The organism is Actinophytocola glycyrrhizae (assembly GCF_042653545.1).
In the GTDB taxonomy this organism is placed as follows: Bacteria; Actinomycetota; Actinomycetes; order Mycobacteriales; family Pseudonocardiaceae; genus Actinophytocola; species Actinophytocola glycyrrhizae.
Window position 1 is genome coordinate 122,844 of the sequence record NZ_JBHSIS010000024.1, and the last position, 20,952, is coordinate 143,795.

Sequence of the window (20,952 nt, forward strand, 5' to 3'; positions counted from 1 at the left end):
ATGCCCATCCAGGAACCACGGTCGCCGCTCTGGGCGGCGGTCAAGCCGCAGGTCGCCGGCGCGCTCGGCGGCAGCGGCTGGGTCGACACCGACGAGGACGCCGTCCGCGACCTCGCGGCGCAGTGGACCACTGCCGGCGCGGTGTTCGGCTCGGCGATGTCGGGCAACCAGCGCCCTCCGGGGTTCGTCGGCCCGGTGGCCGACGAGGGCGCGGCGTGGCCCGACGACGCCGGCCTCGCGTGGACGACGCGCAGGCTGGGCCTGGGCGCCGAACTGGAGAAGCAGGGCACCGAGATGCGGACCCTCGCCGCGCACGCCACCGCGTTCGCCGACGACGTGACCCACACCAAGGAGCAGATCGTCCAGACGATCCAGGCCAACGCAGCGGCGTTCGACGCCCTCGCCGCCCTGCCCGACGGTGCGGGCGCGGCCGCCCAGGAGACGTTCGCCGCCGAGGTGGCGCGCGCGATCGTCGCGTTCGCCGAACAGATGGCGAGCAACGTCGCCGGGCGCCAGCCCGGCATCGCCCCGCAGGCCGAGCGGCCCACGGTGGCCATCGACCCGGATGCCCTGGACGGTTACGGCATGGAGGAGACGGCCGACGACGCGGGCAAGATCGCTGCCTTTGCCTCCGCGGCGGCGCTGGGTACGGCCGCGGTCTTCCCTCCGCTCGCGGTCGGGCTCGGCGCTGTCGCGCTGGTCGCCGGCGGGTTCGCGCTGTTCCAGCACACGCGGGAGGCTGTTGGAACCTTCCAGGACCCCGAGGCCACGACGGAAGACAGGATCGACGCGACCGTCACCGCGGCAATCGACGGCGTCGGGCTCGTCCCGGGCGTCCGCGGGCTCGGCGGCGGTGCGCAGGGGTTGGTCGACGCCTTCGGCACCACCGCACCGGCCTGGACGCGGTGGGCGGAAGGTCTGGGTGCGGGCGCGCACGCCCCGGAGATCGGCGGCGTGGCGCAGAGCGCGTCGCAGTCCCTTCCCCAGTTGGCCTCGGAGTCGGACAACCAGTCGGTGCAGGATGCCGGCACCAACGGGTACGGGGCGAGCCGCGTGGTCGACCTGCTGCCGGGTCGTTGATGTGATCACTACTCCAGTGCAGTGCCAAGTACCGGCCGGATTCACGCCGGTCGACCTGGCCGCGAGCCCGGACGAGCGGGCCGCGGTAGTGCGGGCAGGGCTGCCGGCCTCGGCGCCAGATGTCGAGGACCTGGTGGCGCGCAACGAGGCGTTCGTGCAGCAGCTGCTGGCGAGCCGGGCCTGGTACGGCGCGGTGTTCGTGCTGCCGCCACAGCGGCCCGCCTACTTCGTGATCACCGAGCCGGACGTGCCGCCCGACTTCGCGGCGCTGGCCGCGGAGCTGCCGGGCGGGGTCCGGGAGATCGACCTGCCGTGCGGCACGGTGCTGACCTGCGTCCGGCAGGAGCGAGCCGCCGGTGTCGCCATCGTCGAGGAGCACGCGTTCGCCGTGCACCCGGCGGGCCGGGTGGTCGTGTTCACGCTGGGTGTCCAGGACGACCAGCGCCGGACAGCGGACGCCCACCTGTTCGCCGAGATCCTGTCGACCGTGTCGTTCCCGGCCTGAGCACAGGGAAAGGCCCCGGTCACCCGGGGCCTTTCCCTGTGCTCAGCCGGAAGTACGTTCCATCGGCGGTGGTGGGAAGAGGAACACCTCCTCCGGGGGTTCGTCCCGGGGTGGTGCGGCCGGGAGTGCCGCGGCGCGGGCGGGTGCCCAGCGGCGGCGGCTGCCTCGCGGCAGTACGACCGCGAGCAACGCGGCCAGCGCGATCGCCAGCACGACGCCGCCCGCGACCAGCTTCGCGCCCGCACTCATGTCCTGCCACCACGCGATGTTCCGTTCCTGGGCCAGGTCCCGGGGCGGGGTCACGACGGCGGGCAGACCGGCGGGCTCCACATCGGACAGTCCCTCGGTGACCGCGCGGTACGGGTCCAGGATGCCCGCGCCGTACTCCGGGCTGGTCGCCCCGCCCGGGGCCGGGGCGGCGGTCGCGACGAGCCGCCGCGCCACCTGGGGCGCGGTCAGTTCCGGCCACGCGGACCGGACCAGCGCGGCGACCCCGGCCACGAACGGTGCCGCGAAACTGGTGCCCTTCCAGTAGTCGTGGCCCGCGACCCTGGTCGCGGCCAGCACGTCCTCGCCGGGGGCGACCAGGTCCACGAACGGGCCGATCTGCGAGTTCCCCGAGCGCTGCCCCGCGCTGTCGATCGAGCCGACGCCCAGCACGCCGTCGTAGGCGGCGGGGAACGACGGGGCAGAGGTCGCCGTGCCGGTCTGCCGGTTGCCCGCCGCGGCGACCAGCAGCACGTCCTTCGACCCGGCGTAGGCCACCGCGTCGCGGACCGCCGGGTAGTCGCGGTAGCCGGACAGCGACAGGTTGATCACCTTGGCGCCCTGGTCGGTGGCGTACCGGAGGCCGCGCGCGATGGCGTTCGGGTCGATCGGGGCCGGGTCGCCGGAGTCGTTGAGATCGCGGTCGGTGATCCGGACCGGCAGCACCCGCGCGTCCGGCGCGACTCCGCGGAACCCGGTGCCCCTGGCCGGGGACGCGACGACGATCGAGGCGACCGCGGTGCCGTGGGAGACGCAGTCGAAGTTGCCCGGCAGCTGCCCGACGAGGAAGAAGTCCCTTCCGGGCAGCACTTTGCCGCGCAACTGCGGGTGGTCGGCGTCCACTCCGGAGTCGACCACACCGACGACGACACCGGCCCCGGTGCTGTGTTTCCACGTACCGCGCAGGTCGAGCATCTTCTGCGCCCACGGCTCCTCGGTCACCACCGGGTGCGCGGGTTCCGGGTCGCGGCAGGCGCCCTCGGGCGGCGCGGCGTGCGCCGGTGCGGCCATGCACACCGGCACGGCGACCGCGAGGGCGGTCAGCACGGCGGCGGTCCTGCTGGTCATGTCGTTCCCTTCCGGCCGCGCGGCGGCCCCGGGGCGGTCACGCTCCCGGGGCCGCCCGTCGTCCCTGGATCAGCGGCGGAGACGGGTTCGCGGTGGCGGGTCGGCCGCGACCACGGCGGGGGCCTTGTCCGCGACCCGCCACAGGTCCTCGTCGATCAGCTCGACGGTGCTCGGCAGGTCCAGGTCGGCCGCCTGGTGGCGGGTCCTGGCGACGAAGCCGTGCGCGTCCTCGCGGCCCGCCTTGCCACTGAGCGCGGGTGGGAGCCCGGGTGGCGGGCCGTCGGGGCGGCCACGGCCGCCTGGTCGCCGCACCGCGCCGGAGCCGGGACCCGGGCCGCCGCCCCGGCCGCCCGCACCCATACCGCCCATGCCCATCGGCATCATCGGCACGCCGCCGCCCGTGGTCGGCGACGACGCACCCCCGGGTGCCGTAGGCACGCCGATCGGCGGCACCGCGGGCTTCGGGGCCGACGCGGAGGCGACCGGTTGGGCCGCGGCCGGGATGGCGGTGACCCCCGACGCGGGACCGCCGACGCTGACCCCCGGAATCCTCGCCCCGCCGACGCCGCCACCACCTCCACCGCCGCCGCCACGGCCGAGCCCACCGAACGCCGGCGGGATCACCGGCGGCACGACCGGCATGCCGCCGACGGGCGGAATGTTCGGCGGGGCGACGGGTGGCAGGGCCGGCGGGGCCACCGGCGGCGGGACCACCGGCGGCGGGGTGCCGAGCCCACCGGCCAGCGACGGATCCGCCCCCGGCACACCACCAGGCACACCACCAGGCACACCGCCAGGCGCGCCTCCGGGAGCACCGCCGGGGGCACCGCCCGAGGCACCGCCAGGGGCACCGCCCGAGGCACCACCAGGGGCGCCTCCCGGGGCACCGCCGGGCGCGCCACCAGGGGCGCCTCCCGGCGCACCACCCGGGGCACCGCCGGGAGCGGCGGTGGGTCCACCACCGGGCGCGGACGTGCTCGTCGGCGCGGCCATCGCCTCACCGGTGCTCGCGGCGGTGACCGCCGCGGCCGCCTTGTCGTACAGGTCTCCCAACGCGTTCATCGCGTTGCCCGCGGCGATCTGGTACTGCACCAGGCTCTGCGCGGCATCGGTGACCCCGCCCGCGGCGGACAGCGCCCGCATCGCCTGCAGCCACCGGTCGTGGTTCTCCCGCACCACCTTCTGGGTCGGGCCGAGCAGGCCGGCCACGTCACGCATCAGCTGCTGCGGGTTCGCGGCGGCGATGTTCGCCGCCCAGGTGTCGACCTTCCCCACGGTCTCCCTGGCGCCCGCGACGAACAGGTCACCGGCCGGGTCCTGCCAGTCCGGCTCGATCCGGTTGGTCGCGGCGCCCAGCGTCTGCCCCGTCGTGGTGAGCTGCTGTTGCGCGACGGTCCACACCAGCGCCTTGTCCTGCAGTGGGCCCGCGTTGGCCACCTCCGCGTCGATCTGTTCGAGCTGTTGCGGGAGCGGCATCGTCGTGTAGTCCACGGGTCACCTCGGCTTCGGGAAGTCGACGACGTCGAGGTTGGCCGCGCTGACCTCGTCGGTCTCCAGGTAGCTCCGCCCGGCGCCGCTCGCGTCGGCGGTGTGGTCCGCGACGCGGGCGTTGGTCTGCGTGACGAAGCTCTGCAGCCGCCCGAAAGCCTGCTCGTACGCGCTCTGGAACGCCGCGCTCTCCGCCATCCCGGCCTGGAGCGCGCCCCCTGAGTCGGTCACGGTCGGCGCTTCCGCCGTGAACGACATCATCGTGTCCGGTGTCCCGGCGAGCAGATCGCCCATGTCTCCTCCTGATCGACTTGTCGGGTTTGTGGTCGGTCACTCGTCCGCGGGCGGCAGCCAGGCGAGCTGCACGAGCCGCGGGTCGCCGCGCCGGGAGACCAGCCGGCCCCGGCCGGACGGCAGGGCCTCCGGTTTGAGCCCGCCGAGCAGCGGGCCCTCCTCCCGGTTGCCGGACATCAGGAGGCCCATCGACCCGACGTCGCGCAGCCGGGTCAGGAACGGCTCGTACATCGCCCGCCCCGCGCCGCCGGTGCGGCGGGTGACGACGACGTGCAGGCCGATGTCCCGCGCCTGCGGCAGGAACTCCATCAGCGGCAGCAGCGGGTTGTCCGCGCCGGTCACGACCAGGTCGTAGTCGTCGACCAGGAGGAACAGGTCCGGCCCCTGCCACCAGCTCCGGTTGCGCAGCTGCTCGGGCGTCACGTCCGGGCCGGGCAGCCGGTCGCGCATCGCGGTCACCACGTCCGCGACCAGTGCGCCCGTCGTCTGCCGGTCGGTGCCGTAACCGAGCAGGTGGTCGCTGCCCACCTCGCCGAGCAGGCCGCGCCGGTGGTCGACGATGATCATCCGTGCCTTCTCCAGCGGGTAGGAGTCCACGATCCGGCGGGCGAGCGTGCGCAGGAACGTCGTCTTGCCCGAGTCGCCGTCGCCGAACAGCAGCAGGTGCGCGTCCGCGCCGAAGTCGAGCCGGACCGGCGCGAGGTCCTGCTCGGCGATGCCGACGGCAGGCGCGAGCGCCGCCGGGTCGTCGGTCGGCGGCAGCGCGAGGTAGGGCAGCCTGCCCGGCAGCATCCGCACCTCGGGCGCGGGCTCGCCGGTCCACGCGCGGCGCACCGACTCGACCATGCCCGCCACGGCGTCGGACAGGTCCTCGCCGGTGGCGCGGCCGTCGATGCGCGGCACGGCGGTCAGCACCTGGTGCTTGCTTTGCGCGAGGCCGCGGCCCGGGCTGTGCTCGGACACCCGCAACGCGCTCGCCCGGTCGACCATCGTGTCGATGGGGTCGCCGAGCCGCAGCTCGAGCTTGCTGCCGAGCAGGTCGCGGACCTGCGGGCGCAGGTCGAACCAGCGGGCGCAGCTCGCGACCAGGTGCACGCCGTAGGCGAGCCCCCGGGTGGCGATGCCTCCCACCACGTCCTCGAGGTCGTCGAACTCCTTGCGCAGGGTCAGCCACCCGTCGACGACGAGGAAGACGTCGCCGTGCGGGTCGTCGGTGACCCGGCCGTCCGCCCGCATGGCCCGGTAGGACGCCATGCCGTCGATGTCCTGCTCGGCGAAGCGCCGCTCCCGCTCGGCGAGCACCGTGGCCACCTCGGCGACCGTGCGGCGCACCGCACCCACGTTCTGCCGGGCGGCGACCCCGCCGACGTGGGGCAGCCCGCGGATCGACCCGAGCGTGCCGCCGCCGAAGTCCAGGCAGTAGAACTGCACCTCGGCAGGCGTGTGGGTGAGCGCGAGGCTCGTGACGATGGTGCGCAACGCGGTGCTCTTGCCCGCCTGCGGGCCGCCCGCGACGACCGCGTGCCCGGCGCCCGCGGACAGGTCGAGCACGAGCGGGTCCCGCCGCTGGTCGAGGGGACGGTCCACCACGCCGATCACCGCGCGCAGCGTGCCGATCATCGACCGGTCGGCCGACTGGAGCCCGCGGTCGGGGTCGGTGGTGAGCCCGCCGAGCAGCTCGTCGAGCGGCGGCGGATCCGCCAGCGGTGGCAGCCACACCTGGTGCGCCGGCACGCCGCGGCCCGCGAACCGGTCGACCAGGATGTCCAGCAGGCTCTCGCCGACCGCGTCGTCGTCGGCTTTCCCGGTCGTGGCGTCCTGCTTCTCCTCGACCTTCGGCGCGACGAAGGTGGTCGAGTACTCGGCCAGCCCGGCCGGCTCGGGCACGCCGCCCGCGCTGCTCCGCGGCTCCGGGCTGTGCACGCCGGAGACGTAGGCCGCGCGAAACCGGGCCAACGGCTCGTCGCCGTGACGCAGGAAGCCGTGGCCCGCCTCGCGCGGCGGCAGCGAGAACGCGTCCGAGACACCGAGCACGGTGCGGCTGTCCATGTCGGAGAAGGTGCGCAGCCCGATCCGGTAGGACAGGTGGGCGTCGAGCCCGCGCAGCCTGCCCTCCTCCAGCCGCTGCGAGGCGAGCAGCAGGTGCACGCCGAGCGAGCGGCCGACGCGGCCGATCTGGACGAAGATGTCGATGAAGTCCGGCCGGGCCGACAGCAGCTCGCTGAACTCGTCGATCACCACGAACAACGTCGGCACCTCGGGCAGCGGCGCACCGGCCGCGCGGGCCTTCTCGTAGTCCCGCAGGGACGCGAAGTTCCCCGCGGCGCGCAGCAGCTCCTGGCGGCGCAGCAGCTCGCCGTTGACGGCGTCGGCCATGCGGTCGACCAGCGGCAGCTCGTCGGCCAGGTTGGTGATCACCGCGCTGGTGTGCGGCAGCCGGTCCAGCCGGGTGAACGTGGCGCCGCCCTTGAAGTCGATCAGCGCGAAGTTCAGCGAGTTCGGCGGGTGGGTGATCGCGAGCGCCAGCACCAGGGTGCGCAGCAGCTCGGACTTCCCGGAACCCGTCGCACCGATCAGCAGCCCGTGCGGGCCCATCCCTTCGAGCGCGGACTCCTTGAGGTCGAGCTCGATCGGGCTGCCGTCGGGCCGGATCCCGAACCTGACCCGCAGCCGGTCCCGGTTGGGCCGCTGCACCCAGCTGTCGGCCGGGTCGAACGCGAACGGGTCACCGAGTTCGAGCAGGTCCTCGAGGCCCAGCTTGGAACTCATCGGCTGGTCGCCCTGCGCGCCGGAGGTCAGCCGCAGCGGTGCGAGCTGGCGGGCCAGCGCCTCGGCGGCCGCCACCGGCATCGTGTCGGCGCGACCCAGCTCGATCTCGCCGTCCACGGTGCGGCTGGACAGTGTCGCGGCGGCGGAGACGTCGAGCACCACGGCGGACCGGTCCGGGGCGCGCGGCGGCACCGTCGACAGGTCGATCACCGTGGCGCCCTCGACCCCGGTGCCTGCCATCAGGTGGTCCGAACCGGCGACCGAGCCGCCGTCGAGCACGACGACGAGGTGCGGGCCCGCGAACCGGTTGCCACCGTCCTCCGGGTCGAACCGCGGCCGGTCGGCCAGCACGTTGTCCAGCATCGCCTCCAGCATCGGGATCGTTGGCGCGACGAGCCGCTGCGGGCCGAGTGCGTCGGTCCGCTCCGGGTGCAGGGCGTGCGGGAGCCACTTCAGCCACTCCCAGGCGGCGCGGCGCTCCGGCCCCGCGCACACCGCGATGCGCAGGTCGTCGGGCGAATGCAGGGTGGCCAGCTGGGCGATTACCGCGCGGACCAGCCCGGCCGCGTCCTCACCTGCCTGGTCGGCAGAGCGCACGTGGATGCGGCTGAAACCGTTGACCGCCATGGCAAGCGGCAGATCCGGCACGGCCGAGTAGGTGGTGATGAACCGGCGCAACGCGAGCGCGGACAGTGGTTCGAGCTGCTCCATCGGCTTGGTGTCCGGCGCGACCAGCGCGGTGGCGAGGCTCTGCCTGCCCACGCCGATGCGGGCGACACCGAAGTCGGCGTCGGCGCGGCGGCGCTCCCACAGCCGGAAACTCGCCGCCACCGACCACAGCGTCGCCGGGTCGGGGTGCAGGTACCAGAGCGCGGCCCGCTGCCTGCGCGCGGTGCGGCCGACGCGGACCCGGTGCTGGGCGAGGCCGCGCAGGTAGAGCCGGCGGGCATTGCCCATCTCGCGCTTGCTCGGTCCGCCACCGTTGAGGAACGCGACCCCGACCATCATCAGCATGGCGACGCCGAAGATCCCGAACACCACGTAGCGCAGCGCACCGAGCCCGCTGGCCCCGAAGCGCCCGCTGAACAGCAGGATCATCGCGCCCATCATCAGGACCATCGGCAGCACCATCAGTGCCTGTGTCCACTGCCGGGCAGGCGGCGCCGGGATCTCCGGCGGCGCGTCGAGCACCAGCTCACCGGACGGCATGTCCGGCGCGGGCCGGCGCAACGGCCGGCGCACCACCACGGTCGCCACGTTCCTCGGCCCCTCCATCGACTGCGTTACCCGGTGAATCGTCGCCGCTGTCGGCCGCCCGTGGCAGCGGGTGGCAGGAACGTGCCGGACGACCGTCCAGAACCGTTGTCCCCGTTAGCTTTCGCTGTGACCGCCTTTGCGCGGGGGCTCATCGGGCCCGTCCGACACAGGCACATGACCGGAAAGGAGCGATCGATGCCCAACGGCGATCTCCAGTGGGGCACACCGGAGGACCTGCACAACGCGGCCGTCGCGGCGAACAACTCGGCAACGAACATCAGGTCGGCGATCAGCCGCATCGAGGGTCAGGTGGCCGCGATGATGGCCACCTGGCAGGGCCGGGCGCCCCTCGCGTTCGAAGGCAAGCACCGGGAGTGGCGCCAGCAGGTCGACGCGCTGGTCGCCGAGCTGGAGCGGGTGGGGGCGGCCGCCAACACCTCCGGCACGGCCTACACGACCTCCGACGACGACACCACCAGCCAGGTCAACAGCGCGGTCCTCACCGGACTGAGCTTCCGCGGTTAGGGCGTGTCCCGTGGATCTTGGTCGATGGGATTCGTGATCCATCTGGTCGCTGGCAAGGCGGAGGAAGGCCCTCGTACCGGGTTGTACTCGGGCTTTCCGACAACGCGGCCAGCGACCAGATGGGCGCGAATACCGCGATCAAGATCCGCGGGGCACGCCCTAGTACCGAGCAGCAAAGGAGACGCACATGAGTGGACCAATCCGCTACGAGTTCGGCGCACTCGGCGACGGCCAGACACAGCTCGCCGCGTCGGCGAACCAGATCGGTGCCGAGAAGGACGCCTGGCGGCAGACCGTCGGGCTCACCATGGAGTCCTGGCTGGACGGCGCGGGCAGCATGTTCGGTGAGCTGAACGCCATCTGGGACAAGGCGACCATGGCGACCAACGACTTCCAGATGGAGCTGTCCGCCAAGGTCGGCATGGCACAGGCCAACGGCCAGCAGGCGCTTGACACGGCCAAGCGCGCCGTGTCGGGGTGACCGGACCGCACCGGCACGGCACCGCGGCCCCGCGACGAGAGTCCGGGGCCGCTGTGCTGTGCGAACTGTCCTGTGTGAACTGTCCTGCCTGGACCTCAGGACGGTCTCCCGCCGCACACCCTGGAACCACCCGGCTCAGCGCCGGTCGGTGTCCAACCGGATGGACGCGAGGAACTCCCGGAAGTCGTCGATCACGGTGTCGACCTGGTCCAGTGCGACGGTGAGCGCGGCGCGCACCACCGCCCGCCTGGTGCTGTCCGTGGCGTCCGGGACGGTCAGGTACACCTGCGACTGGACCAGCTCACGAACCGCTCCGTCGCGCAGGGTGATGCGGATGTCCTGGGCCAGGCCGGGAGCGGCACCGACGCCGAGGTCGGCCCGGTGCGCGACGGTCACCGTCGGCGCCGCGTCGCGCAGGCCGGTCACCGACTCGTCGGCGATCTCGGCGAGCGACGCGCCGTCCCCGCGGACCTCGCCGTCGATGGTGATGTTCGCGGTGAACCCGGAGCCGTGCGTCGCCGCGTTGAGCGCGACGAACGCGACGTTCGGCAGGCCGGCCTCGTCGGGGGACGCCGCGTGCCAACCGTCGGGCAGCCGGAACTCGATCGGAACCGGAAGGTCCGTGGCCATCGTGGTCAACTCCCTGGGTCAGAACAGCCTGCCAACACGGTCGCGCATGTCCTCGATGCCCCGGCCGACGTCGCGGCCGACGTCCTCGACACCTCGCCGGGCGGACTCGACGCCCTCCCCGACATCGCCGCCGACGTCCTCCACGCCCTGTCTGACGGTCTCATAGCCCCGGCCGACCTCCGCGATGCCGTCCTCGACGGCCTGCCGGACATGGCCGGCGGTCTCGACGACCTTGTTCGTGTCCACCCGGAGCTCCACCCCGAGCTTCCCGCCGAGGACCGGTGAGGCGCCCGCGGCGGCGCCCAATGTCCAGACACCGTTCTCGTTCCTGGCCGTCACCCCGGCCTCGGCGCCAGGTCCGGCCCAGCCCTCGGCCGTGAGCCCCAGGCCGATCCCGCCGACGTCACCGTGGACCTTGCCGCCGAGCCGCCCGCCTGCGAACGCCTCGGCCTTGGCCTCGAACCCGTCCGGGCCGAGGCTGAGCCCGGCACCCGCCTTGCCGCCCGCGAAGGCCTCGGCCTCCGCGCCGTAGCCGACCAGTCCGTTCGGGCCGATCGCGTCCTTGTACTCCCCCTTGAGCTTCAGCCCGGCCGCTGCTTCGAGCTGCGCCTTGAGGCCCTCGTTCGTCAGGGAGTGGGACCTCGACGCCTCTGCACCGAGGACGGCCTCCCCCTTGAACGTGCCGTCCGCGTTCTGTGCGCCGAGCTTGAACAGCTCCGCCCACGCCCTGGCCTCGCCGAACTTGCCGCCCTCCGCGGACTTCTCTTCGAAGTCGGCGTCCGGCCCGGACGCGGACAGCCGCGGACCGAGTTGCCCCGCGGCGCCGAGCACCATGTCCCGGAGGCGACCGGCGACGTTCTGCACGAGCCAGTCCCGCATGGCCCGGCCCGCCTCGCCGAACGCGGGGTTGGACAGCAGGTCGTAGTAGGGCTGGTAGGTCGAGATGACCGAGGCGATGGTCTGCTTGACCGACCGCACCTGCTCGCCGTAGCGCCGCGCGGCGTCGCCGTGCATCAGCATGCCCTGCTCAAGCAGGACCACTTGCTCGCCGTAGGCCCGGATGGTGCCGTCGAGGAGCCGGCCGGCCCCGTCCTGCCACGCCGCGTGGGCGTTGCCGCCCGCGGTGACCGCCTGCTCGGCGGCCGTGTGCGCGGTCGCCGCCGCCTGCTGCCATGCCGCGCCGAGGTCGAGCGCGGCCTGCTCGTCGTCGGGTGGCCACGGGTCGTGGACACCCTTGACCTCTGTCCACAGCAGGCCGACCGGTTCAGGCAGGCCCATGACCACCCGCCGCACCGAAGCCGGCGGCGGAGTCGCCGTCCATGCCGGTGTAGAGCCCGACGCACCCCTCGCCCGCGTCGGCGTACTGGCCGGGTATCCGGCAGCCCCGGTCGGCCGAACCGGCGATCTCGGCCGCTCCCGGGCGGTAGCCGGCCATGAACGCCTGCCCGAGCGGGCCCTTGCCGAGCTGCCCGTCGAGCCCGCTGATCCGCGAGTTGGCCGACGACCAGCCGTTCACGAACTCGGTGCCCGCGGTCCGCAGCGCCCGCAGCGCGTCGCCGACCGCGGCGGGGTCCATCGCCGCGCGGTCTCCCGCACCCGCCATGCCCGTCACCGCCGTCGGGTGCGTGCGCCGAGCCGGTGCAGCACCGGGTCGAACGCGACGTCGGTGTCCTCGTAGGTCGCGTGCGGGGGCAGTACCTCGGCCGCGGTGTCGTACGCCCGGCGCCCCGCGGTGTCGGCGGCCTTCCTGACCGTCGCGAGGATGTCATCGGCCAGCGCGGTGGCGTCCTGGGTGCGGTAGATCCGAGGATCGAGGTCCAGTGCCCGCAGTTCGCCGCGCGCCCCGACGGTCGCCGCGATCAGCCCGTCGGCCGACTCCTCGGTGACCTCGATGTCCACCAGCTTCTCCTGGACCCGCTTGAACGCGCGGGCCATCCGTTCCTGCTCGGCCACCTCGCCCGGCAGCCCGGCACTCCCGTACACCGCCACCTCCACCCGTCGGTCAGCTCCTGAGTGGAGTGTCGGGCACCGGCGCGACGCCCGGGTCCCGCTGGCCGCTTCCGGCCAGTACCAACGGTTTCCCGCTCATCGCGGTTCGGGCGGCGCTCCTGGCACTCAGCGAGGGGGGACCAGGCTTCTCGGGTCCAGTGCCGCCTTCACTCTCGCGGCGAAGGGGCGTTTCGCCAAGCCCGCGCGGACGGCGCGCACGGCCGCCCACGCCTCGGCCGCCGTGGCCGGGGCCGGGCCCGCCTTCGACCACAGCGCCACGTCCACGGCACGGGCCAGGGAGTGCAGGCCAGGGGCCACCAGCGGGTCGTTCGTCGCCGTGGCCAGGTCCCGGGCGGTCATGCCCGCGGTGTACGGCACGTCGTGGGCTCTCAGCCGGTCCCTCGCTTCCGCCCACGCGCCCACCACGGCGGCGGCACCCGGACGGCGGCGGCGACGCCACGCGCGGATCGCCCGGGCGAGTGGTACGCCCGCCGTCCAGGCCACGACCACCGCCGCGACGCCGGTCAGCAGCCACAGCCACGGGAACGGGGCGCCGTCGGCGTCGCTCGCGCCGTCGTTCCGCGTGTCGTCGTCGGGCAGTTCCGGGTCGCGCACGTCCTCCGGGGGTGGCAGCTGTTCGCGGGCCGCGGCGGTGGCCTCCGCCAGGCCCTTCGGGTTGACGCCCTCACCGGTGGTCGCGCCGGCGGGGTCCAGCGGCACCCAGCCGACACCGGCGACGGCCACCTCCGGCCACGCCAGGACATCGCTGTTGTGGACCGCCACGTCCCGGCCGGTCTCCTCTGGGGCGCGGAAGCCGACCGCGATCCGCGCCGGGATGCCGACGATCCGCGCCAGCACCACGTACGCGGCCGCGAACTGCTCCGTCGTGCCGACCTCGGTGTCGAGCAGGAACGTCCGCAGCTGCGGCCATCCGCTGCCGCTCGGCAGGTCGCCGCCGGACGCGAGGCGGTAGTTGCCGCGGAAGAACCGTTCCAGCACCAGCGCGGTCTGGAACGCGGGCCGGTCGTCCCCGACGGCCTCGCGGGCGAGGTCCGCGATGCCGGCGGGCACCTCGCCCAGGTCGCCGAGGCCGGTGCGGGCGTTCGGGTCGATGGCGGCGTCCCGCAGGTCCGCGGGGTCGGGGCGCGGCTCCAGCCAGGTCAGGTCGTAGACCGCCGGTCCGGTGCGGTCGTAGTCCAGCAGCGTGCCGGACGTCTCGTCGACCAGCGGTGCCAGCCCGGTCACCGACACGGGCAGCGCCTGACTCGGCAGCCACGGACTTTCTGTGCGGGGGTAGCGGACGCGGGCGCTGTGCTCGGTCCTCGGCACCGACAGCACGGGCCGCAGCTCGGTCCCCATGCGCCGCGGCTGTGCGCTCGGGGTCCAGCCGACGCCGTTGAACCTGTCCAGCACCACCATGCGCCAGCGGTCGACCGGGTCGTCGGCGGAGTAGGTGAACACCGTCTCGCCGCCGTTCTGCAGGCGGTCGGACAGCTCGTCGAGCGGGCTCGCCACGCGGTCCGGTGGCAGCGGCACGAACTGCTTGTCCCGCAACGAAACCGCGGGCCGGTCCACGGGGTGCACGGTGGTCGCGAGGACGGCACCCGCAACGGCCAGCACGACCGTGGGCACGACCAGCGCGAAGGCCACGAAGCCACGACGGCTCGCCGTGGGCACCGCGTCGCCCCGTCCGTCCGAAGTAGACAGGAGCAGCCCGGCCACCACCGCGAACCCGAACGCGGCGAGCACCGCGGCCGGACCGGTGAGCGCGACGTAGGCCTGGGCCAGCACCACCACCGCGATCCCGGGCAGCAGCGCGAGGAGCGGCCACCGCAGCAGTTCGAGCCCGAGCACCGCGGCGGCGAGCGCGGCCAGCGGGACGAACAGCATCAGCTCGGGATCGGAGCGGGCGGGCCAGGTGGACTGCAGTGTCAGCTGCCACGAGTCGGCGACGCCCGCGACCAGCGCACGGACGGTCTCCGCGGTGGGCAGCCCGGCGACGGTGGTGGGGAACAGCATCGCCCAGGACAGTGCGAGCAACCCGGCGACGAGCACCAGCACCGGGCGCCACGGCACCAGCGCGGGCCTGCGCCCGCACAGCTGCGACACCGCGAATCCGGCGGCCACGACCAGCGCGAGCGGCAGCGCCAGCGCACCGATCCCGAAGACGGGCGCGAACAGCAGACCGGGGGCGGCCGCGGCGAGCAGCACGGCGAGAACGGGAACACGGCTGGTCATCGCAGGGCCGCCACGTTCCAGCGGCGCGTGCCGCCCTTCGCGTTCGGGGCCTGGATCACCTGGGTGTTCGGGATGCGCACGGGCACCCCGGTGTCGGTGCCACCCGCGATGGTGACGACCACTGTGGACGCGTAGTGCGGCCGCAGCGCCGCGATGGCGGTCAGGTCGTCGCGCCGCGCGCTCGCCAGCACCACCACCAGCGAGCCACCGCGGTCCGGCCCGCGGGACAGGTCGGGGGGCACCAGGGCGCCACCGGCCACCGGGGCCAGCTCGCACAACTCGTCGAGCAACTGGCGCACGGTCTGCTGCCCTCCGCGGAGCCTCAGGTCCGACCCGGAGGTCGTCAGCAGGCGGCACCAGTAGCCCTCGGTCGCGGCGGCGCGCATCAGCGACGCGGTCAGGTCCACGGCCTCCTCCAGCACCTCGGGCGGCACGAGGTCGGTCCGGGTGTCGAGCAGCGTGGTGAACCTGGGCTGGTTCGGGTCGACGTAGTCTCGCACCATGAGCCGCCCGGTGCGGGCGGTCGCCTTCCAGTGCAGGTGGCGGACCTCGTCGCCGGGCACGTACTCGCGCACGTCCCGCAGGTCCAGTGAGCCGTGCGGCGAGTTGTCGGTGGTGCGGCCCTCGTGGTGGTGGCGTGGGTGCCCGGCCACCAGCGCGCGCACCGGGTAGGTCCTCGGGTGCACCCACAACGTCGCGGTGTCGCCGGTGGACAGCCTGCTGCGGCCGAGGCCGAGCGGGTCGACGCGTTCCAGTGTCAGCGGGCCGACCTCGAACCGGCCGCGCCTGCGCGTCGGCAGGTCGTAGTGGTACACGGCGTCCGCCCCCGGTGCGAGCGGGCGCACCGACACGGCGTGGAAGCCGCCGTCGATGCGGTCGCCCGCGACGAAACCGCCGTGGCGGCGCCCCGACGCGTTGTGCACCCGCAGCCGCGCGAACGCGGGCCTGCCACGCTGCACCCGGTCCGGGTACACCTCACGGATCACGGTGACGCGCGGCTTGCGCGCGGTCACCACCAGCGCGGCGAGCACCGCGCCGATCCCGGCCCCCGCCAGTGCCCGCAGGAGCGGGAAACCCGCCCACTCGCCCGCGACGTACGCCACGGCCGCGCCTGCCAGCACCACCCAGCCCCGACGGGTAAGCCGTGGCACTAGTCCGCCTTCCCGGGTTCAACAGACTTTCCACGAAGATCCAACGGACACGCCCTAGTTCACCGTGGCGGAGACGGCGGGCGCCGGGATCGCGGCGAGCACCTCGTCGACGATGTCGCCGGTGCGCCGCTGGTTCAGCTCGGCCTCGGCGCCCAGGATCAGCCGGTGCTCGAGGACCGGCTTCGCGACCTCCTTGATGTCGTCCGGGGTGACGAAGTCGCGGCCGTACGTCGCGGCCACCGCCTGTCCGGCCCGCACCAGCGCGATCGAGCCGCGCGGGCTGGCGCCGTAGCGCAGCGCGGCGTGCTCGCGGGTGGCGGCGGTGAGCCGGGCCGCGTACTCGACCACGGCCGGGTCGATGTGCGCGGACTTCACCTGCGCGACCGCCTGCCGGAGCGTCGCGATGTCCACGACGGGCGACAGTTCGTCCGGGCCGATGCCCGCGCAGTCGCTCATGATCACCAGCACCTCGGCCTCGAGGTTCGGGTAGCCGACCGACAGCCGCATCAGGAACCGGTCCAGCTGCGCCTCCGGCAGCCGGTAGGTGCCCTCCATCTCGATGGGGTTCTGCGTGGCGACCACGAGGAACGGCCTCGGCACCTCGTGGCGGACCGAGTCGACGGTGACCGTGCGCTCGCTCATCACCTCGAGCAGCGCCGACTGTGTCTTCGGGGTGCCCCGGTTGATCTCGTCGGCCAGCACCACGTTCGCGAAGATTCCACCCTGCCGGAACTCGAACGTCTCGCTGCCCTGCCGGTAGATCTGGACACCGGTGACGTCGCTCGGCAACAGGTCGGGGGTGAACTGGATGCGGCTGTACGAGCCGCCGATGCTGCGTGCGAGACACCGGGCCAGCGTCGTCTTGCCGAGGCCGGGCACGTCCTCGATGAGCAGGTGCCCCTCGGCGAGCAGTCCCGCGACGGCGAGCCGCACCAGCCGCGGCTTCCCCCTGATGACACCTTGGACGTTGGCCGCGATCAGCTCGTACACCTGACCGGCGGTGGTGGGTCGACTCACCCTGCTCCCCAGGTAATCGTGTTGGACACGTATTCGGCGCCGTCCGGCGTCGTGACGGTAACCCACACCCGGTACCCGACCCCGGCGTAGGCGAACCGGTCGATGTCCGCGAAGCCGTTCTCGTCCGTCGGGGTCGAGTGGGCGTTGGTGTAGTCCTCCTGGGTGGAGTGCGCCTCGAACCTGATCATGGTGTTCGGCGGGAAGTTCGACGCCTCCACGTGCATCCAGGAACACCCCTCCTGGCCACCGCAGTACTCGTCGGTGGGTGCGCCCTGGCTCAACACCACGGTCGGGTCGCTGGCGGGCGGGCGGCCCTCGGTCCGCGTGGTCGCGGGCGCCCCGACGACCTGGGCCCCGGCCGGGTTCGTCGTGACCGCCGTGACCGTGACCGTGAGCTCGGTGTCGACGCCGACGGTGACCGTCGCCGACAGGCCGGTCGCGGTCGCCTGCACGCCGCCCACGTTGACCGCGTAGTGCGCGAACACACCGGTGCCCATGTCGGCAGGAGCGGCCCAGTTCACCGTCACCGTGTCGTTGTCGAAGTCGGTGGTGGCGGCCAGGTTCCTCGGCGCCGACGCGGCCAGGAACGGCGCGGCCGGGGTCACCGGGTTCGACGAGCTGCCCGGCCCGACACCGACGCCGTTGACCGCGGCCACCGTGAACACGTACCTGGTGCCGTTGACGAGTCCCGGGATCGTCACCGAACCGGCGCCGGGGCCGGTGGTCCGCGAGCCACCCGCCCACGAGACCCGGTAGCCGGTGAGCGGGGACCGGTTGTCCGGGGCGGGCCCCCAGCTGACGGTCGCGGTCGCGTCGCCCGGGGTCGCGCTGACCCCGGCGGGCGCACCCGGCTGGGTTGGCGGGACCCGAGGCGGTGTCTGCTGCTGACGGCGCGTGTCGGGCGGGTCGGACCGCGGTGGCTGCTCGGTCCTCGGCGGCTGTTCGGTCCTCGGCGGCTGCGGCAGGTTCGGCCGGTCCGGTTTCGGTGCCGCGACCGGCGGCCCGTCGGGGTCGCCGCCACCACGCGGCGGCGCGGCGTCGTTGTCGCCGCCGCTCTCGATCGGCACCTCGGTGAGGCCGCCGTCCTGGTCGACGACCACCACGTGCTCGCCCTCGTCACCGTCGACGTAGATCCGGTCGTCCTCGCCGCGCGTGATGCGCGGGTCGCCCTTCTCGGCGGGCAGTTGCTTGCGGTCCTTCAACTCGCCCGCGCTGTCGTAGGTGAGCAGCGTGTCGGTCCCGCGGTCGACCACCGCGACGACCTCACCGGTGGACACCGGCCCGGCGTAGTCGCCGTCGGGCAGGTCGACCTCGATCGGCGCGCGGCCGGACTCGGTGTCGACGAGGTGGATGCGGTTCGCGTCCATGATCGCGATCCGGCCTGCCACGTCGGTGTCGGCGAGCACCGCGTCGTCCGACGCGTCGAGGCCGAGGTCCCGGCCCTCGCCGAGGCCGTCCCGCTCCACCGTGTGGAGGGTGTCGTCGGTGGTGTCGACGAACATCACCTCGTCGCCCACCACGGTCAGCGCGCCGTTGTGCCCGCGGGGCAGCGGCACCTGACAGGCAGGCGCGCGGGCATCCTTCCGCACCTGGCACAGCCGGCCCGCCTCCGTGCGCGGCAGCCACAACGTCCCGTCCCGTGTCGCGACCGGGGTGCCGACCGGCCCGTCGAGCTCCATCAGGACGGACGGGTCACCCATCCGCACGACCTTGCCCGCCTCGCGGTACACGAGGTACGGGCCACCCGCGGTCTCCACGCCGTACGCCGTCTCCTCCGACGCCGGCGTGCTCGACCCCTTGACGTCGAGGCTCGACTTGCCGAACTCCGTGATCCGGTCGCTGCCGACCACGTACCCGCTGGTCTCCCCCTGGAACACCTGGTTGCCGGGGCTGCCGGGCACGCCGGCCCGCGCGTCGACGTTGCCGGTCGACCCGTCGACGTGGAAGACCGACGCGAGCGCGCTGTTGTAGACCCAGTGGCCGGGCATCAGGAACTGGACCGCGGACACCGGGTTGGCCGCACCGGTCACCGCGGCCACGACCGCGGCCACACAGGCGACCACCACGGCGACCACCGGCAGTCGAGTGCGCCACGATGCTGCCTTCGGAGTAATGGCCACGCCCCAAAATAACCGGTGGTTCACCACCGGCGACGACCGGTGACAGGAAACGGACACCGGTGTGGACAAATCGGCGGGCAGTGCCGGTCAGGGGATGACCGGCAGAGCCAGCTCGAAGATCGCGCCCGCGTCCTCCGCGTTGTATACCGACAGCGTCCCGCCGTGGGCGGTGGCCACCCAGCGGACGATCGAGAGCCCCAGCCCGGAGGACCCGCTCCCGGTCCGGAACCGGTCGAAGGCCTCGTCGGCGAAGTCGCCCTCCACACCAGGGCCGTTGTCGGCGACCGTCACCCGGCCACCGGCGACCGAGATGTGCACGATCGCGGGCTGGTTGGGCTGGCGGCCGTAGCGGATCGCGTTGTCGAGCAGGTTGCCGATCGCGCGCTGGAGCAACGTGGGGTCGGCCATCACCTTGCACGGCGCCGCGGTCACCGTCACCTGCGCACCGCCGTGCGGGGTCTCGTCCACGACGCCGGTCACCAGCTGGTCCAGCCACACCGGCTGCGCCGCCAGCCGTTCGACACCGGCGGCGAGCCGGGCCCGCACGAGGAGACCGTCGATGATGCTGCCCATCCGGGACGCCAGGCGGACGGTCCTGGGCAGCAGGTCGCCGCGCTGGGTCGGGTTGCGCAGCGCGGTCTCCGCCAGCGCCCGCAGTGCCGCGACCGGGGTACGCAGGTCGTGCGCGGTCTCGGCGAGCAGCACCTCCTGTTGTTCCAGTGCCGCCACCGCGGGCCGGATCGCGCGGGTCGCGATCAGGTGGCCCGCCAGCGCGAGGCTGCCGATGAGCACGGCCGCCGCGACGACCACCCACACCACCAGCCGGTCGTGGTTCCTCAGGGTCGGCTCGGCGTTGCCGACCGCCACGACCGCGCCGAGGTAACCCGACTCGCCCCGGAACGGCTGGGCCCGCACGCGCACCGTCTGGCCCTCCAGGCCGGTCCGGTAGCCGAAGACCTCCCGGCCCGACGAGGTGGCCCGCACCGCGAGGTCCCGGAGGACCGCCGGGTCCATCCGCACGCACTCGCGTTCGCTGAGGTGGTCGTCGAACCCGCTGCCGGTGTCGCCGGGCAGGACCGCGAACTGCGGGCACTTCTGGTTGATCTCGTCGGTGGGGATGAGGCTGGTGACCACGGCCTCGCCGTCACGGTCGATGAGCCGCACGACGGTCGAGGTGACCTTGGCCAGCTCCAGGTCCAGCTGTTTCTCGCCGCTGTCGGCGTCAGTGTCGATGATCAGCCACGCGAACACGATCAGGCCGATCGCGTTCATGACCGTGAACACCGCGGTCAGCACCCACCTCAGGCGCCGGAGCCGGTCGGCGGAGGATCGGTTCACGACACGTGACCGTAGGCCCCGAGCCGGTACCCCAGACCGCGGACCGTGTGGATCAGCTCCGGCTGCCCCAGTTTCCTGCGCAGCCGCTTCACCACCACGTCCACCACGTTGGACATCGGGTCGGCCGAGGAGTCCCAGCAGTGCTCGATGATGTCGGTGCGGGAGACCACCTGCTCCGGGCGGATCGCGAGGAACTCCAGCACCGCGAACTCCTTGTCGGACAACGTGAGCAGCACCCCGGCGCGGCGCACCGCGCGGCGCGCGCAGTCGACCTCCAGGTCCGCGTGCCGCAGCACGGCCGGGCGTCCGTCGGCGCGGCGGCACAGCGTGCGCACCCGCGCGGCCATCTCCGCGACGGAGAACGGCTTCACCAGGTAGTCGTCACCGCCCGCGGCGAACCCCGCCACCCGGTCGGCGACGGCGTCGCGGGCGGTCAGGAACAGCACCGGCACGTTCCAGCCCGCCTGCCTGCGGTGCTGCACGTAGTCGAGGGCGTCACCGTCCGGGAGCATCCGGTCGAACACGACGCAGGCGAACGGGCCCTGCCGCAGGCAGGCGTCCGCGGTCGCCAGGTCGCGGGCCTCGACCACCTCGAGACCGGCCGCCCCCAGCTCCACCGCGACGGAGAACCGCAGGTCCTCGTCGTCCTCGACCACCATCACGCGCATGTCATCGAAACCTAATGTGCGCTGGTTGATCGTGGTCCACGACGGAACCGTAGCCCGCGACGGAGGT

The 20,952-nt window shown here is 73.6% G+C and carries 18 protein-coding genes; 4 read left to right on the forward strand and 14 right to left on the reverse strand.

Annotated elements, in window-relative coordinates; all coding sequences use genetic code 11:
- Together ACFPCV_RS35310 and ACFPCV_RS35315 are read left to right on the forward strand one after the other, a co-directional pair.
- Window positions 1-1,080 carry a WXG100-like domain-containing protein gene (locus ACFPCV_RS35310; protein WP_378061464.1) on the forward strand — a complete coding sequence of 360 codons (1,080 nt, stop codon included), beginning with the start codon at window positions 1-3 and terminating at the stop codon, window positions 1,078-1,080.
- A 16-nt stretch (window positions 1,081-1,096) separates the two neighbouring features.
- Complete coding sequence (locus ACFPCV_RS35315) at window positions 1,097-1,585, forward strand: hypothetical protein (RefSeq protein ID WP_378061466.1); 489 nt, start codon at window positions 1,097-1,099, stop codon at window positions 1,583-1,585.
- A 42-nt stretch (window positions 1,586-1,627) separates the two neighbouring features.
- On the opposite strand, the gene mycP is transcribed toward ACFPCV_RS35315, so the two are convergent.
- The 4 genes from mycP to eccCa all read right to left on the reverse strand — a co-directional run bounded on the left by mycP (window position 1,628) and on the right by eccCa (window position 8,728).
- Window positions 1,628-2,920 (reverse strand): type VII secretion-associated serine protease mycosin, encoded by a 1,293-nt coding sequence (gene mycP, locus ACFPCV_RS35320; RefSeq protein WP_378061467.1) that lies wholly within the window; start codon window positions 2,918-2,920, stop codon window positions 1,628-1,630.
- 69 nt (window positions 2,921-2,989) lie between these two features.
- The gene (locus ACFPCV_RS35325) at window positions 2,990-4,411 is read right to left on the reverse strand and encodes a hypothetical protein (RefSeq protein WP_378061469.1); all 1,422 of its coding nucleotides are present in this window, start codon (window positions 4,409-4,411) and stop codon (window positions 2,990-2,992) included.
- A 3-nt stretch (window positions 4,412-4,414) separates the two neighbouring features.
- Window positions 4,415-4,702, reverse strand: coding sequence for a hypothetical protein (locus ACFPCV_RS35330; protein ID WP_378061471.1), 288 nt, complete (start codon window positions 4,700-4,702; stop codon window positions 4,415-4,417).
- 36 nt (window positions 4,703-4,738) lie between these two features.
- Window positions 4,739-8,728: a type VII secretion protein EccCa gene (gene eccCa / locus ACFPCV_RS35335; RefSeq protein WP_378061472.1), complete on the reverse strand. Its 3,990-nt coding sequence runs from the start codon at window positions 8,726-8,728 to the stop codon at window positions 4,739-4,741.
- 195 nt (window positions 8,729-8,923) lie between these two features.
- On the opposite strand from eccCa, the gene ACFPCV_RS35340 reads away from it, so the two are divergent.
- The gene (locus ACFPCV_RS35340; protein WP_378061473.1) at window positions 8,924-9,253 is read left to right on the forward strand and encodes a WXG100 family type VII secretion target; all 330 of its coding nucleotides are present in this window, start codon (window positions 8,924-8,926) and stop codon (window positions 9,251-9,253) included.
- Between the two features lie 187 nt (window positions 9,254-9,440).
- Window positions 9,441-9,734, forward strand: a complete 294-nt coding sequence (locus ACFPCV_RS35345) for a hypothetical protein (protein ID WP_378061475.1) — start codon at window positions 9,441-9,443, stop codon at window positions 9,732-9,734.
- 135 nt (window positions 9,735-9,869) lie between these two features.
- On the opposite strand, the gene ACFPCV_RS35350 is transcribed toward ACFPCV_RS35345, so the two are convergent.
- From ACFPCV_RS35350 to ACFPCV_RS35395, 10 genes are all read right to left on the reverse strand, one after another.
- On the reverse strand, window positions 9,870-10,364 hold the full coding sequence (locus ACFPCV_RS35350) for a hypothetical protein (protein WP_378061477.1): 495 nt from the start codon (window positions 10,362-10,364) through the stop codon (window positions 9,870-9,872).
- Between the two features lie 18 nt (window positions 10,365-10,382).
- A complete protein-coding gene (locus tag ACFPCV_RS35355; protein ID WP_378061478.1) occupies window positions 10,383-11,642 on the reverse strand; it encodes a WXG100-like domain-containing protein in 1,260 nt (419 codons plus the stop codon).
- Window positions 11,629-11,967 (reverse strand): hypothetical protein, encoded by a 339-nt coding sequence (locus tag ACFPCV_RS35360; protein WP_378061480.1) that lies wholly within the window; start codon window positions 11,965-11,967, stop codon window positions 11,629-11,631. The genes ACFPCV_RS35355 and ACFPCV_RS35360 overlap by 14 nt, the downstream gene beginning before the upstream one ends.
- A gap of 5 nt (window positions 11,968-11,972) precedes the next feature.
- Window positions 11,973-12,359 (reverse strand): YbaB/EbfC family nucleoid-associated protein, encoded by a 387-nt coding sequence (locus ACFPCV_RS35365; RefSeq protein ID WP_378061482.1) that lies wholly within the window; start codon window positions 12,357-12,359, stop codon window positions 11,973-11,975.
- Between the two features lie 120 nt (window positions 12,360-12,479).
- The gene (locus tag ACFPCV_RS35370; protein ID WP_378061484.1) at window positions 12,480-14,591 is read right to left on the reverse strand and encodes a transglutaminase TgpA family protein; all 2,112 of its coding nucleotides are present in this window, start codon (window positions 14,589-14,591) and stop codon (window positions 12,480-12,482) included.
- Window positions 14,588-15,742 carry a DUF58 domain-containing protein gene (locus ACFPCV_RS35375; RefSeq protein ID WP_378061486.1) on the reverse strand — a complete coding sequence of 385 codons (1,155 nt, stop codon included), beginning with the start codon at window positions 15,740-15,742 and terminating at the stop codon, window positions 14,588-14,590. Before ACFPCV_RS35375 ends, ACFPCV_RS35370 begins: the two co-directional genes overlap by 4 nt.
- A gap of 54 nt (window positions 15,743-15,796) precedes the next feature.
- Window positions 15,797-16,759, reverse strand: coding sequence for an AAA family ATPase (locus tag ACFPCV_RS35380; protein ID WP_378061488.1), 963 nt, complete (start codon window positions 16,757-16,759; stop codon window positions 15,797-15,799).
- Window positions 16,756-18,825, reverse strand: coding sequence for a fibronectin type III domain-containing protein (locus ACFPCV_RS35385; RefSeq protein ID WP_378061490.1), 2,070 nt, complete (start codon window positions 18,823-18,825; stop codon window positions 16,756-16,758). The genes ACFPCV_RS35380 and ACFPCV_RS35385 overlap by 4 nt, the downstream gene beginning before the upstream one ends.
- 141 nt (window positions 18,826-18,966) lie before the next feature.
- Complete coding sequence (locus tag ACFPCV_RS35390; protein WP_378061492.1) at window positions 18,967-20,217, reverse strand: sensor histidine kinase; 1,251 nt, start codon at window positions 20,215-20,217, stop codon at window positions 18,967-18,969.
- Window positions 20,214-20,885 carry a response regulator transcription factor gene (locus tag ACFPCV_RS35395; protein ID WP_378061494.1) on the reverse strand — a complete coding sequence of 224 codons (672 nt, stop codon included), beginning with the start codon at window positions 20,883-20,885 and terminating at the stop codon, window positions 20,214-20,216. Before ACFPCV_RS35395 ends, ACFPCV_RS35390 begins: the two co-directional genes overlap by 4 nt.
- Window positions 20,886-20,952 lie beyond the last annotated feature (67 nt).